At 56.7% G+C, this 15,948-nt stretch carries 12 protein-coding genes and 2 pseudogenes; 8 read left to right on the top strand and 6 right to left on the bottom strand.

All coding sequences use genetic code 11. The features are described from left to right. Positions 1-217, bottom strand: a 217-nt coding sequence (locus V3572_RS03665; RefSeq protein WP_332109617.1) for a hypothetical protein, incomplete at its 3' end; no start/stop codon positions are given. A gap of 1,003 nt (positions 218-1,220) precedes the next feature. On the opposite strand from V3572_RS03665, the gene V3572_RS03660 reads away from it, so the two are divergent. Continuing rightward, a complete protein-coding gene (locus tag V3572_RS03660; protein ID WP_308736623.1) occupies positions 1,221-1,466 on the top strand; it encodes a type II toxin-antitoxin system RelE family toxin in 246 nt (81 codons plus the stop codon). Then, positions 1,450-1,788: a helix-turn-helix domain-containing protein gene (locus tag V3572_RS03655; protein ID WP_332109616.1), complete on the top strand. Its 339-nt coding sequence runs from the start codon at positions 1,450-1,452 to the stop codon at positions 1,786-1,788. The genes V3572_RS03660 and V3572_RS03655 overlap by 17 nt, the downstream gene beginning before the upstream one ends. Before the next feature lie 64 nt (positions 1,789-1,852). On the opposite strand, the gene V3572_RS03650 is transcribed toward V3572_RS03655, so the two are convergent. Together V3572_RS03650 and V3572_RS17785 are read right to left on the bottom strand one after the other, a co-directional pair. Continuing rightward, on the bottom strand, positions 1,853-2,074 hold the full coding sequence (locus V3572_RS03650; protein WP_332109618.1) for a hypothetical protein: 222 nt from the start codon (positions 2,072-2,074) through the stop codon (positions 1,853-1,855). A 67-nt stretch (positions 2,075-2,141) separates the two neighbouring features. Next, positions 2,142-2,252 (bottom strand): annotated as a pseudogene (locus V3572_RS17785) (transposase); the annotation flags it as partial. Between the two features lie 333 nt (positions 2,253-2,585). Between V3572_RS17785 and V3572_RS03645 the strand changes: the two are divergent. The 6 genes and pseudogenes from V3572_RS03645 to V3572_RS03620 all read left to right on the top strand — a co-directional run bounded on the left by V3572_RS03645 (position 2,586) and on the right by V3572_RS03620 (position 6,340). Further along, positions 2,586-2,855 carry a helix-turn-helix transcriptional regulator gene (locus V3572_RS03645; RefSeq protein ID WP_332109615.1) on the top strand — a complete coding sequence of 90 codons (270 nt, stop codon included), beginning with the start codon at positions 2,586-2,588 and terminating at the stop codon, positions 2,853-2,855. Next, entirely contained in the window at positions 2,852-4,234 is a 1,383-nt protein-coding gene (locus V3572_RS03640; protein WP_332109614.1) for a hypothetical protein, read from the top strand. The genes V3572_RS03645 and V3572_RS03640 overlap by 4 nt, the downstream gene beginning before the upstream one ends. Positions 4,235-4,423: 189 nt before the next feature. Continuing rightward, a complete protein-coding gene (locus tag V3572_RS03635; RefSeq protein ID WP_332109613.1) occupies positions 4,424-4,807 on the top strand; it encodes a plasmid mobilization protein in 384 nt (127 codons plus the stop codon). Beyond that, positions 4,798-5,205: pseudogene (locus tag V3572_RS17780) on the top strand (relaxase/mobilization nuclease domain-containing protein); the annotation flags it as partial. The gene V3572_RS03635 and the pseudogene V3572_RS17780, both read left to right, overlap by 10 nt. 331 nt (positions 5,206-5,536) lie before the next feature. Then, on the top strand, positions 5,537-6,067 hold the full coding sequence (locus V3572_RS03625; RefSeq protein ID WP_332109612.1) for a hypothetical protein: 531 nt from the start codon (positions 5,537-5,539) through the stop codon (positions 6,065-6,067). Positions 6,068-6,070: 3 nt separating this feature from the next. After that, on the top strand, positions 6,071-6,340 hold the full coding sequence (locus V3572_RS03620) for a hypothetical protein (protein ID WP_332109611.1): 270 nt from the start codon (positions 6,071-6,073) through the stop codon (positions 6,338-6,340). Between the two features lie 100 nt (positions 6,341-6,440). Here the strand turns inward: V3572_RS03620 and V3572_RS03615 are convergent, their stop codons facing one another. From V3572_RS03615 to V3572_RS03605, 3 genes are read right to left on the bottom strand one after another with little or no spacing between them, the layout of a single operon-like run. Next, entirely contained in the window at positions 6,441-11,984 is a 5,544-nt protein-coding gene (locus V3572_RS03615; protein WP_332109610.1) for a DEAD/DEAH box helicase, read from the bottom strand. A gap of 17 nt (positions 11,985-12,001) precedes the next feature. Then, a complete protein-coding gene (locus tag V3572_RS03610) occupies positions 12,002-13,081 on the bottom strand; it encodes a hypothetical protein (RefSeq protein ID WP_332109608.1) in 1,080 nt (359 codons plus the stop codon). Further along, positions 13,075-15,942, bottom strand: a complete 2,868-nt coding sequence (locus tag V3572_RS03605; protein WP_332109607.1) for a hypothetical protein — start codon at positions 15,940-15,942, stop codon at positions 13,075-13,077. Before V3572_RS03605 ends, V3572_RS03610 begins: the two co-directional genes overlap by 7 nt. Positions 15,943-15,948: the final 6 nt, after the last annotated feature.

Raw genomic sequence — 15,948 nt, 5'->3', positions numbered from 1 at the left:
GATGGTCCCGGCGCAGGGCCTCGTAGCGGGCGAAGGCCACCTCGAAATCCAGACGTCGCAACGCCACATGGGCATGCCGCTCACGCACCCCGGAATGGCCGGGAAAACGTTCTGCGGCCTGACCAAGCATCTCCTCGGCCTCATTGAGTCGGCCATTGCGGAGCAACGCATTGACTTTATTAATGATTTCAATAGATGTCGGCTGTGTAGCGGTCACGCAGAAGAACCTACCTTTGCTCTGCGACAGGGTCAATGATGGATCAGTGCAGCACCGAGTTGGGTCTGCCTTCCTTAAACCAACCGCCATACCAAGGTATCAATGGAAACGGGAGGGCTGTGAAGCTCTTTCAAAATGCGATTCTGCCTCCGCCGTTCGGTTTTGAAAACTGTATACGACATGTTCACGATCTGCCCTATGCAAGCCCCCTGCGCTATCCCTGGGAAATAGCTTGGTCACGTTGTTCGTCGTGGCCTGCCTGTCAGATTGCAACCGTCCCGGCGCAATGCACAAACCGCAACAAAAAAAGGGTTACGCCCGGCAATCCGCCGAAACGTAACCCAATAATCTGCCTGGTACCGGGAGGGGGACTCGAACCCCCAAGGCCTTGCGACCGCCGGATTTTGAGTCTTATATTTCGGCCAATCTTATCCACCTGTTACTACAATTAATCAAATATTATCAAATAATTGCGTGCTCTTAAATTTTCATGGTTATTCACAGTTTTCCAGTGCGAGTGGAGCAAAATTGGAGCAAAAGATTGCTCCAAAAAAGCTTGCCGTGATCTCCGGTTGATGATTATGGGTACCAAGGTAACTCGGACAGGGTGGAGGCGCTCTCTTCAGCCCCTGCCGAGGTGCGGGGACCAGACGCCTGGTTTTCCTGCCCATTGCGGGCTCAATAGCTTCGTTGAACAAGCAAAGTGAAGCTCCTCCCGTTGTGCGTCACGCCGGGCTCTGTCGTAGTCAGCCCTCTTCGCTTCCCCGTAAACTCAATCCTCCCGGCCATACGACCGGGGGTGGTTCAATCTCCAAGAAGATTTTTCTTCCCCATCCCGGGGCCGTAGACGATCCTAGAGCCATTTCGAACAAACACTTTTCCGAAGAAGATTCCTGTCCGAGACGGTGGAGAGACGGTTTTGTCACTTCACCCATTCCCACGGTGCGCCTTCACACCCAAACCCTTCTTGACAGTAAACCATCAAATACCTACAAAAGCATACATGATTCGCATCGAAATCTTGAAGAAGGCGCATAGGCAGCTTGGAAAACTTCCCGCCGCCGAAAGCGATGCGATCGATGACGCCATCGATGCCTTGGCGTCTTGGCCGAACTGCCGGAATGTGAAGAAGCTGACCGACAGGGCCGGATACCGGCTTCGTGTTGGAGCCTACCGGGTTTTCTTCCAGGTGGAGGACGGAAAAGTGGTCATCACGGAGGTAAAAAAACGCAATGAACGTACCTACTAGCCCCCAGATCATCGAGCATGAGGGGCAGCCGCTCTTCGTGGTCCTGCCGTATGCGCAATACCTGGCCTTGACCAGGGAGGCCGTTGACGATGACGTTGCGATCCCCTGGGAGGTCTCCAAGCTCGCCCGCCGGGAAAAGAAAAGCCTGATACGCGCGTGGCGCGAATACCTGGGGCTGACCCAGGAGACGGTTGCGGCCAGGGCGGGGATTTCACGCGGCGCATACGCCCAGATGGAAGCCAAGGGGGCCAAGCCCCGCCGGGCGACCTTGCTCAAGATCGCCGAGGCTCTGGAAGTCCGGTCCGAGCAGTTGACGGAATAAGCGCCTTGCCCGCCTGGGAATGAGGGGATCAAGGCCAGGGTGACTCAGGGCCGCCGGGTCGAGTTTAAGGTTTCGCCACCGTGGATTCCGGCGTCTTGAGGTAGCTCACCGCGCCCGGGTTTCTGAATACCGGCGCGATCTTGTACTCTCTCAGCAGATCGCGCATTGCCAAAATCTTCTCCACGGGAGCTTTTCGCTCCTTTCCCTCGCAGTAGCGCTCCCAGAAGGCCAGGAGTTCTTTCGTCGAGTAGCCCTTGTAGGTCTCGGGCAAGTTCATGTCGTCCATGGTCGGTCCTCGCTTTATAACTGTCTTGAATGATAACATTCACCCCGCTTTTGGACAAGAGCGCGGCGAGGTCTTTGGTCTTCACGCCGTGCCGCTTGGCCACCTGAGGCACCGGGCCGCGGTCAGCCTCACGCAGGATGCCCACCATCTGCTCTTCTGAAAATCGTGATTTCCTCATGGCTCCCTCTTTGTCGGCGGGAACCACCTTCTCAAGTTCCAACTGGTCCGAAAAGGGCCGAGCAGGTCACCTTGTTTGATTCATGACAACCACTAACGGTAAATATCTGTCATATACAATGCATATTTCGGAGCATTTCCGATCATTTCGGAGTATTTCATAGTGTTTCGGAGTATTTCATAGTGTTTCGGAGTATTTCGGAGTGTTTCGGAGTATTTTGCGATATTAAACGTTTATATTGAAGCATTGACTCATATGAAAGTGTATGGAAACAACATCATGAATCCCTATGGACGCCCAAAAATACCCATTCGTCCCAGTAAGGAGGCATGAATGATGGTTTGCAAGCGTTTTTATAACATCGGCGAATTGTCCACGATCCTCGGAAAAACCGTCGCATCTATCCACGGACATCTCGCCCGCAAGCAGTTCGACGCAGTGCCACCGCCCATAAAATTAGGTCGCCGTCTTGCATGGCCTGTAGATGGGGTCGACGCCTGGATCGCCGAGAAAGCGATGGGCCGACACACCCCACCTCAGACTCCTACCAAACGGCGCGGGCGGCCGAAAAAAACGAAGGGGAACGGCGGGAGTGGAAAATGAGCGGCGCAAGCCGTGGCTTGCCACGGATTCGGCCGCTTATCGGGGCACCACCGGACGATCCAGACGATCTTGCCCTCAAGGAATGGCCCCGGTTCTCCTTCAACGCCTGTCCGGGATTCCTGGGAGACTTTGTCCGGTTGGCCACGCGCGACAGCGAGGCCGATCCGGCGGCAATATGCATCACCACGTTGGTGCGCTTCGGCGCGGAGGTTTACGGGCACGCGCCCGGCCAAGGCCCGCACATCTACGTAGGCGAGACAGTCCACCCGGCGCGCCTTTTCGCCGTGCTCTGGGGCAATACCAGCAAGGCCCGCAAGGGCACATCCCGCCATCCCGTGACCAAACTCTTTGGCCGCGAGCATTGCCAGCCCGCAGACTTGGGGGCCTGGGGCCTGCCCTTGCCCGCCAGGGAAAGCGGCGGCCCGCTCTCCACGGGTGAAGGCCTGGCCCATCATGTGCGCGACGAAAGCGACGAGGACCGAGAGCGTCGCAAGCGCCAAAACCCATCCGAGCCGCTACGCGAGAAAGGGGACAGGCGGCTCATCATTATCGACGAGGAATTTGCCAGCGGCCTGGCCTGCACCAAACGGGAGGGCAACACCCTCTCCATGGGCATCCGCTGCTTCTGGGATTCCGGCGACTATGCCCCCCTGACCAAAAACAATCCCGTGGTGGTGCGGGGGGCGCATATCTGCATCATCACCCACATCACCATACAGGAACTGGCCGTGTGCCTGGGCGAGGTTCAGGCCGTCAACGGCTTCGGGAACCGGTTCCTGTGGATATGCGTCCGGCGTTCCAAGCTGGTGGCCTTGCCCTCCAGGATGCCGGACAATGAACTGGCTCCATTACAACGCGAGCTGTGGCGGCTTGTGGGGCTGGCCCAAAAACGCCGCGCCATGACCATGAACGCACCGGCCCTTGACCTATGGAAGGCCATCTACCCGGAACTGTCCCAGGAGCATACCGGGCTTGCCGGGAGCGTCATAAACCGGGCCGAGGCCCAGACCCTGCGCCTTGCCCTGATCTATGCCCTGCTGGATGGCCAGGGGCACATCGCCGAGCCACATCTTCAGGCGGCCCTGGCCATGTGGCGCTACGCCCAGGATTCGGCCCTGTATATCTTCGGGGACCGGGCTGCGGACCCGCTTGAGGACAAAATCCTGGAGGCGCTCAAGACCGGCCCGCTCTCGGCCACCGAACTGAGCGCGGCCTTAAGCAGGCATGTCCCCCGCGAACGCCTGCAACCCCTCCTCCAGCAGCTCGAAGCGCAACAGCGCATCAGCATCACCAAGATCAAAAACCCGGGCCGCCCCCGGGTCATCCTCGCCCTGCGCGAATTAAGCGAAAAAAGCGAAGAAAAGGAAGGCGACGCATGAGGCTTTTTGCGCTTCTTTCGCTTCTTTCGCTGCCCCCATGTTGCCGGGGAGAGTCCGCGTCCACCGCTGGTAAGCCACATTGCCAGCGTACCCGTTGTGGCCACACGCTTCGCGGTGCCCCCTGTCGGGGCTGGCGGGTGGGCTGCGCCCCCCTCGACCCCTGCCAAAGGCATCAAGGCAGGTGACTCCATGAAAGAAACCACACCGAACCGGACCGCCTGGATCAAGCTGCGCGTCACCCCGGCGGAGAAAGAGGCCATCACGGCCAAGGCCGCCGCCCAGGGCCAGACCGTGACGGATTTCATCCGCCAGCAGACCATGGACTACCGCCTGCGCCGAACGCCGCTTGAGAAAGAACGCGTGCGGCAGCTTGCCCGGATCGGCGCGAATCTGAATCAGGTGGCCCGCTGGGCCAACACCTACAAAAGGCGAGCGGAGGCCCTGCAGGTTCTTGCCGCCCTCTTCAGCCTTGAGAGAGCGCTCAGGCGATATGCTGCCCCTGAAGACAGCGACCCGCGAGAAGCCCCTCCCTCCCTGGAGTCAAAACCCTCCGTGGTGACTTTATGTACATGAAAGTCTTTCCGCACGGCCAGGGCTGCGGGGACGCGCCGACGCGCTACCTTGTACGCCTGGACTACCCACATCGGGACGAGCACCCACCCGAGGTGTTGCGCGGCGATCCGGAGACGACGCGCGAACTGATCGACTCCCTGGACACCAAATGGAAGTTCACGGCCGGGGTGTTGTCCTGGCATCCGGATGATCGGGTGACGCCGGAGCAGGAAACGCGGGTCATGGACGACTTCGAGGCCGTGGCCTTTGCCGGTCTGGAGCCGGACCAGTGCAACATCCTCTGGGTCCGGCATCGCCATGCCAACCACCATGAGTTGCACTTCGTCATCCCGCGCCTGGAGCTTTCGAGCGGCAAGGCGTTCAACCCCTGCCCGCCCGGCTGGCAGAAGCACTTCGACGTGTTCCGCGACCTGCACAACCATCGCGAAGGCTGGGCCAGACCGGACGATCCAGCCCGGGCGCGCCTGCGCACGCCCGAACATGCGGACTTGCACCGAGCCAAGTTGATCCGATGGGAAAAGGCGCCCGGGAAGGATGAACGCGCCGAGGCAAAGGACGCCGTTCACGCCTACCTGCTCATGAAGATCGAGGAGGGACAGGTCGAAAACCGCGCCGATCTTCTCACGGCCTTGCGCGAGGCAGGCCTTGAGATCAACAGGGCCGGCAAGGCCCATGTCACCGTCAAAGACCCGGCAAGCGGGGAGAAACTCCGCCTCAAGGGGGGGATCTATGCAGCAAGCTGGCGACTCGCTCGCGTCCCTGACGCAGCGGATGCGGGCCAAGACCGAACAGGACCGGCAGGAGATCGAGGCCCTGGCCAGGAAACAATTCAGCGACTTGAGCGAGAGCTTGCGGCAGTCATCGACCGCCGCGCTCAGTACAACCGAGGCCGCTATCCGGGACAGGCTTGGGAGCTTGGAACAGACCATCGCCTCAAGCTGCCAAACCCTGAGTTGGGCCTTTGGCAAGAAATGCCTCCTGGCCCTGCTCCTGAGCCTGAGCATACTCCTGGGGGCGAGCCTTGGCGGCTGGGGCGTGGTGACGCTGCTCACACGCAAGGTCACGGCCCTGCAGGGCGAGATTCAGAACCTGCACGCGAGCAAGGCCGAACTGGAGAGCATCGCCGAGCAACTGGAAAAAAGGACATGGGGATTGCGGCTCCTGGAGAACCAGGATGGACGGTTCATCGTCCTGCCGCCCAAAACTTCGGCCCGTACCGACTGGACGGTGGGCAAACAGAAGGCCGTGAAATTGGAGTAGATCATGAGCGAAATCGAACGCTTGCTCACGAGCACCCTGACCGCGCTGGAACAGGAGCTTCGCCAGACCCAGGAAGCGCAGGCCAAGACCTTGTCCGGGCAGGATCAAACCCTGAGCGCCCACGCCCAGGCCTTGCGCCACATCCAGCAGCAGATTGCCAGCCTGAGTGCCCAGCAACGGGAATCGACGCAGCACTTGCAACGCTTGAGCGAGCTATCCACACGATTGGAGCCGCTCTTGACGCGCTTGAGCGGCATGCTGGGCGGAGAGTAGCCAGGTTCAACAGACACCGGAATCACGAAAGTGCACTCATTGAGGTAACCCCTTTTCGTTGGACAGCTTTTCGGGAATATTAAGTATCATTTTTAAGCACTTACCTCTCCAGCTCTTGGTAAATCTTGCGGGTGGCATGCGGGAGATTTCCGCGCACGACCAGTTCATTCACAACCATTACAGTATAGTTACTGCTGCTGTCGCGAAGCTCGCTTATCAGCGGATCGGTCGGGTGGTCAGTGGTCAACGGGCTGGAAAGTGCAATAACGAACCTCTTGCCGTTATGTTCGACTAGAATTGGTGCTGTGATGATCCGTCCATCATCCAATGATATCTCCGTATTAGCCTGAAACTTAATTTGCCCCTCATTTTTCCGCATCAAGTCATTGTAGAGCAACGTCAATGAAGCGTTTAAGCGCTTCTGGTTAAATCCAGACACTTGTCCCGTTAGCAAATACTCTAGAAGTTCGACGCCAACATGGCGGTCGAGAAGACTGTGCTCAAACTTGTTCTTGAAGCTTCGCAGGCACCGGTAGCAAGACGCATTGCAATTCTCCGGGCAACTTTTCATTAAGTTCAACGCCCGTTGGAACAACGCAAGGCCTTGATCTACAAGCTGACTTGAAAATCCTGCTCCCCCAGGCAATGTATCGTAGAGGAATATTTCCGCTTCAAGACCTTTTATGCCGCTGGGCGTAAGAGCAGGCCGAAATTCGGCCATCAGTTCGCCAGGCTCAATCTCCAGCAACTGACAAGCTGCCTTCGCGAGCGCCTCACTCACCGTCCTGAGGGCAACAGCGGTAGAAGAATGCCCAGGCTTAAGGTTGAGAGGCTCGGCGACACGCATGGAAAAAAGCGCAATGTCGGTAATGAAGTCCGTGCCGAGAACGATGTGCCGTGCCAGGCTCGTGCCATCGCACACCAACTTATCATCGTCGTCGGGATAGGATTTGCGATGTGGCCCAATAAGTATGGGCGAGGGTTCGGTACTCGCTTCGATGCGTCCGCACTTTGTGCAGTAGGTATACCCCTCTCTCCTGGGGCCTGTATTTGACACAAGCAGATGTTGCCGTGCGCGTAGAACGCGGATGCGTTCATTGACTGTGACCCAGCCAGCCTCTTCGTCAGGTGTACCCATCGTGAGTTTGGCGCGGGTTGCGTAGCTCGTTTCCGGGATGTCATCTGGTGAAGTGACCTCTTCCAAATCAATTGGATGGGCAAAGCCCGGCGGGCGTAGCCAGTACCGTCCGGGGCCAAAGCTCTTTTCGCCGCCACAAGCCTCGCAGTCGCGGATTTCGTTCCTGCTCGCCTCGCCAATGGCAAACGTCCTCGCAAAGCCGCATTCATTGCATTCCATGTAGATACGCTTTGACTCCCAAGCCGTATACCGATCGTCGGGCATGACAGAATAAATTGCCCCAGATGTGTAGCATTTGCCGGAAATCCAGACTTGTTTTCCCGGTGCATACTGCGTTAGGGCTACAGGGAGACTTTGTTGAGGGGCAAAACGCATGATCGGTCGGAAGCGTGAAGACCGGTCACGGTCGAAAACGTGGAACGTCGCGACGTCAGTCGGGAATGCATAGCGGGGCAGCTTCCCGCAATAAAGCAACCTATCGAGAAGATTTTCAGGGCGCGAGGCCTGTTGAGGGCTTTCCTCTCCTTCTTCGGGGGAAACTTCCGATTCCGCATCGTCTTCCGCTTCATCCGGCCTATCCGACTCTTCAGACCCTGGCCTGATCGCGTCGTCAACGGCTTTGAGGCAATCCCCCATCAGTCCTTTGAGGAGACCCTCGCGGCTGCTTTGCGAGAGTTCTGCCGGAATCCACGTTGATACGCGTTTGCATAATTGCTCTTCGTTTTCGTTCAACCACGCCGCTAAGTCATCACGATTGAGGACCGAAGTGCCATTCCTAAACTCTGAGACGGTGCCGAGAACGGAAAACAGGTCGTGTCGTTGGTCAGGATCGACTTTCGGAAGCCGCTCCTGGTGGTAGTTTTGCAATAGGAAAGCAAGGATATGGCGACGCACAATTTCACGGTTATCCAAAGTCAACTTCGGGTCGACCACCTTGCCTCGAATCATGCCGTCAGGTTCGACGAAGTAGTGTTCGTCATGACTGTCGGCACTACCGAACGCGACTACTGTGGCCACCGCGTTGCCACGCCGACCGGCTCGTCCAGAGCGCTGCTGATAGTTCGCCCTGCTTGGGGGCATGTTGCGCAGAGCGACGCCCGATAGAGCGCCGATGTCGATGCCGACCTCCATTGTCGTCGTGCTCGATAGTACGTCGATAGCGGTAGTTCTACTGCTCCGCCCGCCTACGGCGATATCCTGAAAGAGCAGCTCGTTTTCTTCAGCCTTTGAATAAACGTCTTCATTTTGTGGAGCGTTGAGTTGGGCGGTGTGCTCGCCTGCTATGAGGGCCATTGGCTGGCGTGGCGGGTCGCCGAGCGCCTCCACAACGGGTTTGCGATAGAAACCTTTTCGCGCGAGAAAAATGGGGTCTGAGATTGGGGTGAGTTCTCTGATATCTTGACTACCGCAATCAAGACAATGCATGATGCCTGGTACGGGACGATGGACGGACTTACAACTCGCACAGTTGGTCCACTTGCCGTTGAAAAGAAGGGTAAGCTCACTGCCGCGTAGACGCTTAAAACCGCTGTCTGAGTCCTGTGTGAACATGGCAAGCAGCGCCGGGGACCATTTATCCCAGAATATCTTGCGAGCTGACTTGTGCATTAACATCTTGTCCATGGCCTTGAACTTGCCTTTGTGGCCTCGGATGCTAGTGCCTTCCGAGCGCGGCCTCCTCCACCAGACGGGCGGCATCGAACTCAGCCAAAAGCCGTAGCCCTGCCAGCAGCGAAGCCAGGCACGTGCAAGCCCTACTTTCGCTTCCGGCGATTCGGCGACTCCTGGAATGGACGGCAGCTTTTCGAGTTCGGCGGTATATTTGCTTCGCTCGGCAATGGAAGCGAGCGCCAGCGCTTCAAACCCCAAAAAACGATCTTGCACGGTCGTGACGATATTATCGAGCAGGGCCTCGGGAGGACGTTCGTTACGTATTTCCATGCAGAGATTGAGAAGGCCTGCGTCATCCTCGGTCTCGCCTTTGAGAACCGCATTCTCGACTATCAATTCGGCACCAAAACTCTCACCCGCTTTCATCTCTGGACGCAAGCGGACATTAAGTGTCTTGGAAGCAAGCAAAACCGCGAGATAGAGATCCTCAAGATTGAGATTGGACTGAAGGATGGGAACAGCCTGGAGGCGGCGATACCCCCACGCAATGAGGGGACGCAAAGAATCGCGCACCGAGTACATTTGCAAGTTCGGAGCAAGTCGGGCCGCGACTTGTCGCGAATCCGAAAAGACCAACACCTTCCGGCCCTGGAGTGGCGCGAAATGGGTTGGCTTCACTGGGGCTGGCGGTTGAATCTGGAGTTGGCGAGCAACAAGGGCCTGAAAAGGCTGATCGCCTTTGGTTTGGTGATCCTGCACATATGAACGACCGAAACTCGCAGTCTTGCCGCACACGGCGCAGGGTACGAACTGACCGCGCATCTCAAGTCCAGTTGAAGAATCATTTTCTTCGTCCGTTGAATCAGACACACGCTCACTGCGGACATAGACAGTCCGGTTGCGCGGGCCCAATGAAGGCGGATTGAGACGCCCCGTTTCGAGGTCGTAATCCGCAGGCTCGGCTACATCCTCCAGGGCGGGTGATTCAAGGAGCAAATCGAGCGGCAGAAGCGGACTTGTTTCTCCGCCCGCCATGCGAAGATGCTGTCCCGGCTCAGACCATAAGGCCGAGGGCTCGTCAATATCATCGGTGTACGCTCTTGCGTATGCCGTACCGCAATTCTGACAGGTATACAATTCCAGCACGCGAGCGCCGCACTCACATCGTTCACGAGGCTGGCTGTACATCTTTCCGCAGATGCCGCCCCTGTCCTCTTCGGCGAGTTCACTGCAATCAGGATCCATGCAAACCCACAGACCAGGAAGACCGCGAAAGAAGCAATGAATGCGGCAGGGCAGCAGACCAGGCGTTTTGGGATCAAGGCGCGCAATACTTCCTAGGGACATCAGCGCAGTGACTGCAGAATCAGCCTTTTTTGGTGTGGCAGTCGGAAACATCTTGCGCCCCAATTCCGTAATAGGAACAGCCTGCTTCATTGTTGTGTTCACAAGCAGGCTCATTGGACCGAAATCGGCAAGCGCATGATGAAGTGCAGTTTCCGGTTGATATTCATTTCTCACATCTCGATAGTCGAGCAATGGCTTGATCGCTGCAAGGCGATCTAAATCTGTGGAAGCATCATAGTATTTCTGCAAACTGATACTACCGAGGATGTTAGCATCCTGGTCGGAGCCAACTGCGTCGTGCGGCCTCAGATCGAGATCCCCCGAGATGGAATTGAAGCTCTCGGCTGGCATGCCGGAAAGTTGCGCGCCGAATTGCGGTGCATATGAATGGTCATTAAAACTTGCGGTTGCACCGATGACTTGGAAGCGCTTCGTCGATATGCCGAGCCGGTTGCGCAAGCGCCGCAGCAGCAACGCAACCTCAGCACCGGCAGCACCCCTGTAAAGATGGGCTTCGTCGAGCACGACTAGAAATTTTTCGTCGGAGTTGCTCTCAAGCCATGCGTGTGTCCTGTCGAAGATTGGTCTCTCAATCGGACGCATCAGCATATATTCGAGCATCGAGTAGTTTGTGACGAGAAGATCGGGAGGCGCGGCCTGTACCTCATGCCGTGTGAGTAATTCAGAATCGTCCGGTAGCGTGATGGCCCTGACGAATTCACCCGTTTTGGGGTTTTGCCACCTGCTACCTTTCTCGCCGAGCCATGCGGCCAGATTGGGTTTGGATGGCCATTTGCCGCGCTCTTTGAGCGCCTGCAAAAGTTGCTTCGCTTCTGCCTGCTCCTCGGGTTTGGAGTCCTGCGTCCGACGTTCGTTGTAGGCGTAAAACTCATCAAACGCTTTGAGTTTTACTGAGTCCTTCTTGGCTGTCCGGATACCCGCATAAGGAGTGCGGCTTGTGTAACGTGCAAACCGTGGGGGACGTCCGGTCCATCCCTTGAAGAGTGCAACAAGTCGCGGATCGCCAAACAAAGCACGAAGTCGTCCCAACTGGTCGTTTACCAGTGCATTCATTGGATATAGAATAAGCGCCCGCATGGCCGGTTGTTGGCTGAAGGTATGCGGGTGCTCTTTTGCTTCACGCGCAAGTTTGCCAAGGATGGGTAGCAAGAACGATTCTGTTTTCCCCGATCCCGTTCCCGTCATGATGATGAGATTGCGTCCGTCTATTAGGCTGCCACGCACAGCTTCGGACTGGTGTTTGTACGGCGGATCATAAATGAGGCGAGGCAGACTGCCATCGGGTTTTGAAAGGGCGAGATATGCCTCTAGGGCGGCTGGCGGCAACCCCTCCATGTCGGCAAAATGCTCGCCCGTTTGATAGCGAGGGGTTGACTCAAGATAGGGCACTTGGTGAATGACGCCAGGCCTATTCAGCAATTCCTTGCGACGCGCTATCAGTGACCTCGCACTGATATGGTACGTTGCCTCGATGTAATCGCGAAGCGCGCCATGTAATTGCTCTATTGTCTCTTGAATTGTTTGCATTGGTGGCCTCCCAAGCTTTAATCTTCCAAACGTAGCAGCCAGAGTCTTTCCTGAAGAAATTGCTCTTCTGTTTGTGCCTCGGCTGACGGCAAGCGGTACGATATAAGGCAATTTTTCGGGTCCACGGCTTTGCCGAAAATCATAAGACGCCGCTGCGACCATTGGGGTAATGGTGAAAAAAAATCGAAACGAATACCATCGCGCTCGGCGTGACACCGATAGCGCTGAGGATTGTGGCGGCAAGAATCAATCGCCATTTGCAAGTGCCATGCGGCGTCACATCCCCGCCAACGCGTTCCTCCAAGTGGTAAATCAAGAAGGCGGACTGGCTCGCCATTCTCCAAGACGACGAAGCACCATATGGGAGCTCCGAATTCCTGAGGCCGCCTTGCGACATAGGTACCATTCTGATCTTTGGGGATGGTCCAGCGTCCTCGGTAATAGGTGACCGGGTGTACGGGATCGAGAATTTCCAGATTGCTAATAGTTCCAGCCAGGGATTGCGTCGAAAGACGGTGTTCGAACCGCCTCAGCACATCTGCAGCCACCTCATTTTTTGGACTCTTAAGCCACGCGTCTTCTGAGAGCTGTTGCAAACCCTGCTCGCGAAGTTCGATGATGAGGTCTTCATCCGGCTGCGGAGCAATCATCCGCGTGAATCCATCATAGGCTATGCGTGAGCTGAGGGAGAGTGGCAGAAAGGTATCCTGATCGGGGACGGTGCCGAAGAGAAAAATTCCTCCGCTCGGCCTGACAACGAAACTGGGAGGCGCGGCAAACACCCAAGTCCCCCGCACCTCGACATCGTCAATGACAACATCATTGAGTTCAAGAAGATCGCCCCCCACGATGAGACCTTCGATGACGGCATCGATGCGATCGGACAGCAAGTCGTCGTTCTCCGTCAAGTATTGCAGGCATTCGAGCAAGGATGCACTCAAGGTGGCGCGGGAGCACGGGCAGTGGATGCCAGCACTACGCCGGAGCAGGCCTGCAAGCAAAGGACCGTCCTCGGGAAATTGCTGATTCGTTGGCAAACCAAGTAGCTGCCGACAGTCAGCGAGCACGTCGTCACCTGCTATACGGGTAATTACCATTTCCACCTCGGCAGCAAAGAAAGCGGCGTATCTCTGTTTTGCCTCGCGGTTAAGAGCGCGAGCAGGCGCGCGCCGCGCAGGATCGCTGGGGTGTCCGCGAGTTGTCTGAGCAACTGGTCGAGGTTCTCACCGTAGGCGGCAGGAAGACGGTGAGGCTGGCTGGCAACGCGGAGCGCAAATTCGCTGAGTGTGTGGTCTTCGCATACTCCGTAAGATGCCGCCCTATCCGCAAACCAGCGCGCTCCCTCGGCAGCATCGCCGTCCATTTTTGAATGATGATTAACAAGGGCCACAGCGAAGCTGGCCCGCTTTGCTACGTTTTTTTTCAGGAATTCAATAGAGTGAGGTGAGTTTGGATTGTTTCTAAATTGCGTTTCCCCTTGTGCCCAGGTAGGGCCGCATAACTTGCCGAAAAGGGCTTGAAGAAAACCATTGATGACCATTTGACGCCTTGCGTTGGCAACGAAGCCCGACAGCCGAGTTGTGCACCAGAAGGCAAGCAAGCGAAGAGCTCTCGCGAGCGAAGAGGAACTGCTCGATAACTCGTCAAAGCGGGGCGTTATGCACAGGCCTTGCAAACCTTCTCCCATAAGTCCTGCGCTGACAGCTATGGCATCGGAATAATCTCCGTGGGTTGCCAGGAAGAGGCCTCCGGGTGGCAAAATCTTGTAGCCGGATAGTACCGTTTCCGCTGCAAGCGGCGCGGCCTTCAACGGGTGCTCCATGCTGTGAAAACGAACTTCTGGCTTGGTTTCATTTTGCCCACTATCATTGACAAGCCTGAGAATAATATTGCTGCGATCATGGCGCAGCACCCATCGTAGGGGCAGGGCGTCATGTTCAAAGCGTAGCGAACACCTTCCTAGTGTCTCGCCTTCGATTGTAAGTTCGCCGCTTGAGGCTTCTAGGTAACTCCAGTTATGTTCATCCTGTTTCAGAAATTGTTTAAGGTGTTGTTGCCATACTTCCGGCTTAACCGGGAGGTTCATCGGTGTACCGATTCGCTCGGCAAGGATTTCGCGGCCGTCTGCGGCCAGGAGGCGAAGTGTAAAGGTTACAGTGTAGCCTTCCGGCCCGAAAATCGAGAGACGGACTTCATTTCTCCAAAGAGTGTCAAGGTCCGGATCATGCGGGTCGACAGTAACAATCAGGCCGGGATGTGCGGCAACGCCGTGAGTCCACGGTTCAGGCTCGCGCACACTGAGTTGGGCGTGCCCCTCGGCCGAAGGCGACGATGCAATGGCATCAAGTGAAGGACTCCGGAGCGCTTTGACGGTTAGTGAGTGTGCGCCCACCGGCAAAGGCGAAATACGGACAAAAATAGGCTTGGCACCGTCTGTCTCAATGAGGGTCTCTCGGCCGTTGTCGAGGCAGAGCGTGTACCCATCGACAGGGTGGTCATGCTCAATTCCAAAACAGGGTGCTTCCGTCGTAAGCCACTCGCTTTTGCCCTCACCATCCCAACCGCGACCTGGTAGCCCCGCTGGCCAGATCCTTATAGTGCGCGCCACTTGCAGGTCCAGTCCATGAAGCCATTCTGTTGTCTCCACTGACACATCGGACGGCACCGCAAGGCGAACGGCTCTCGCCCCCTCGCAATCGAAATTGCACGGGGTCACGCCAGCGTGTGCTTGTGGTAACTCCTCCGTCGTCACTACGATGTAGCTCTGGCCTGGCCGGACAACGCGTCCGGTGATCTCCCGCGCCATGCCGTCGCTTCCAATCTTGAATAACCAGATTGGGCCTCGGCTGAGACGGCATTCGGTTTCAAGGAAATGATCGAGCGCGGGCAGTGTATGTTCGAACTGGATTAACGGTTCCGCTGGGTCAGGCCATCTTCGCAAAACGCCCTTTCTGTTTCCGGACAGAAGCCATCCCGTGGGCTTCATGCCACCCCCACCATTGAGACGGCATCGCGTGCGTTGCAAAAACGACTGAAAGTCAGCACTGAGGACGGCAATACTGCGAAAGGATGGCACTTCCAGCAGCACCGACCAGGTGCCTCCGCCTGCATGCCGCAACAGCAGGTTGGGACGAATGCTCAGATTCACCGAGTCCGCCGCCGTGCGGCTGAGAGGGCAGATAAACGGACGGCATACAATTGGCTCCGTGCCGCGACCAATGCCCTTAAAGCGATCAGAGACCACGCGCTTGGCTTCTTTTAGCCACTCGCGTGCGTTGCGGACCTCTTCCAAATCAGTGACGATCCGCCGCAGAGTCGGTGGATAAATCGGTTCTTTCCCTTGAGGGGGCTTTGCGCCGAAAATCGCGAGGACAATCCGACCGGTTAGTTCTTCCTGCTGGAGAAATTCCTGAAAGCGCGTTGAGGCATACTGCGCATTGATGGCAAGATGCCGTCCGATTGCGCGCGGATCGAGGTTGACGAGGGAAGCAAGGCTAAATCGAAGGTCATACAGAGCCCGCGCGAATTGGTGCTGAAGATAGCGTGGAAGTATGGCGTGTGTGATGGGCCAAGCGATGATGCTGAAACGCTCCGCCCACGGGCCAGACGGAATCACGCCATGATAGGCCGTTTGGAACTTCCGGAACCACGGTTTGATCCTATTGCGGTCATAGAATTCCCATCCCGGCGTCTGCTCTTCAAACGAGGGCCAATATTCGTCGCCGGTGTAGCTATACCCGCGCTCGGTGGCATATATAACCCAGAGTAACCAGTGAGGAAATAATAATTGCCGCACCGTTAGGCAGGAACGAAGAATCCGAGAGAGTTGCTCCAGTTCAGCTTCACTCAGCCCATGCTCAAGGGCAAAAATCGGAAAGTCAGTGTCTCCACGCATGCGGGCAAGCGATTCAAAATGCCTCTCTAGGCGCCCCTGCCATTTTTCAAGAGGGTCGGCCATCCTTGC

Origin of the sequence: Desulfolutivibrio sp. (assembly GCF_036584575.1) — a bacterium.
GTDB lineage: Bacteria > Desulfobacterota > Desulfovibrionia > Desulfovibrionales > Desulfovibrionaceae > Desulfolutivibrio.
The sequence above is the reverse complement of the archived record's forward strand: the minus strand, read 5'-3'. Positions and strand labels throughout refer to the sequence as shown.